The organism is Bartonella sp. CL162QHHD (assembly GCF_042195435.1).
In the GTDB taxonomy this organism is placed as follows: domain Bacteria; phylum Pseudomonadota; class Alphaproteobacteria; order Rhizobiales; family Rhizobiaceae; genus Bartonella.
In genome coordinates this window covers 1-1,370 of the sequence record NZ_JBHIOG010000068.1, presented here as the reverse complement: position 1 = coordinate 1,370, position 1,370 = coordinate 1, and the positions used below count along the sequence as shown (strand labels likewise).

At 37.5% G+C, this 1,370-nt stretch carries 2 protein-coding genes; both read left to right on the top strand.

Going from position 1 to position 1,370, the window contains the following annotated elements:
* The first annotated feature begins 292 nt into the window (after positions 1–292).
* On the top strand, positions 293–523 hold the full coding sequence (locus ACFILD_RS08065) for a hypothetical protein (RefSeq protein WP_273791210.1): 231 nt from the start codon (positions 293–295) through the stop codon (positions 521–523).
* Between the two features lie 24 nt (positions 524–547).
* Positions 548–1,333 carry a DNA adenine methylase gene (locus tag ACFILD_RS08060; RefSeq protein ID WP_375665019.1) on the top strand — a complete coding sequence of 262 codons (786 nt, stop codon included), beginning with the start codon at positions 548–550 and terminating at the stop codon, positions 1,331–1,333.
* Positions 1,334–1,370: the final 37 nt, after the last annotated feature.

The following is a 1,370-nucleotide window of genomic DNA, read 5'->3' as shown; positions in this document are numbered from 1 at the left end:
TTTTTTTTATGGCTTTAGCCAAGGCGTTTCACCTTGGCAAGCAAAGCGAAAGGCAAAAGCAAACAGAGAATGCTTTAAAGACAGCAACAACGCGGCTTGAGGTGGAAAATGAAGTTAATCAAAAAAGTGATGCTGGTGTGCGCTCTGAACTTTCTCGTTGGGTGCGCGGCAAATAGGTCTGTTTCTTGTGGTGGCTGGTTGCCCATTTATTTGGATAATAAGGATGTTGCGGTCATCAGTTCCAACCTTGCAAGAGATATTTTGAAGCATAACAAGCAGGGAGCCCATTTATGTGGTTGGAAAGATGGTCAAGAAACGAAGCAGCAAAGATAAAGATCTTACAGAAAAAGAACAACAGCTCCTTCACGAGATGATAGAGACCTATCAAGGTTTAAAGATGATGTCACGCATCATGAAATTGATAGCCTTTATTGTCTTTATGTTTGTAATAGATTTTTCCCGTTTTGTGGACGCCATAGAGAATAGCTTCTCACATCTTAAAAGATGGTTAACCAAAAGTTAAATATCAAATTTCTCCTTTAAAAATATGATGAAACAAGAATTTACACAAACATTGTTTGCGTGGATGGGTGGTAAACACTATCTGCGTAAGAAAATTATACCGATTTTAAATAATATTGACCATGAAACCTATGTTGAACCGTTTTTAGGCTCTGGTGTTATTTTCCTAAATAAAAGACCAGCAAAATATTCCGTGATTAATGATCTGAATGGAGAGATCACGAACCTGTTTCAATGTGTTCAAAATGACTTTGATGATTTAGCCAAACGACTAGAATGGTTTGTTTGTTCAAGACAGTTGTTTTTTGAACTTGCGGCGATTGATCCAGAAAGCCTTTCCAAAGTTGAAAGAGCCGCACGTTTTTTGTTTCTCCAACGTTGTGTGATGTATGGGAAAAAAGATTATGTCTCTTTTAGTTTTGGAAGGAAAAGAACGGCAGAGTTTAATCCCGAAAAGCTGTTATCAAGGATGAGGCGTGTTAGACAGAAGCTTCTTGATACGACAATCTTAAATTTGTCGTGGGAACGGGTTATCGAGCTATTTGATGCACCCGACAGTTTATTTTACCTAGACCCGCCTTATCTTGTGAAGAAGAAGTGTTACAGCTCTGGGAATTTTGTTGAAGATGATTTTGTGAGTATGGCAAAAGTTCTCAAAAGCATACAAGGCAAATTTGTCTTGAGTCTAAATGATTGTGATGCGGTTCGAGAGATCTTTAAGGATTTTGACTTTTTAGAATTAGAGACCCTTTGGACCTCTGGTTTTGCTAAAAAACCACCCCGAAAAGAACTCTTGATTCGTAATAATTGAAGAAAATCATAAAAAGATTTGTTAGAATCAGAAGAAA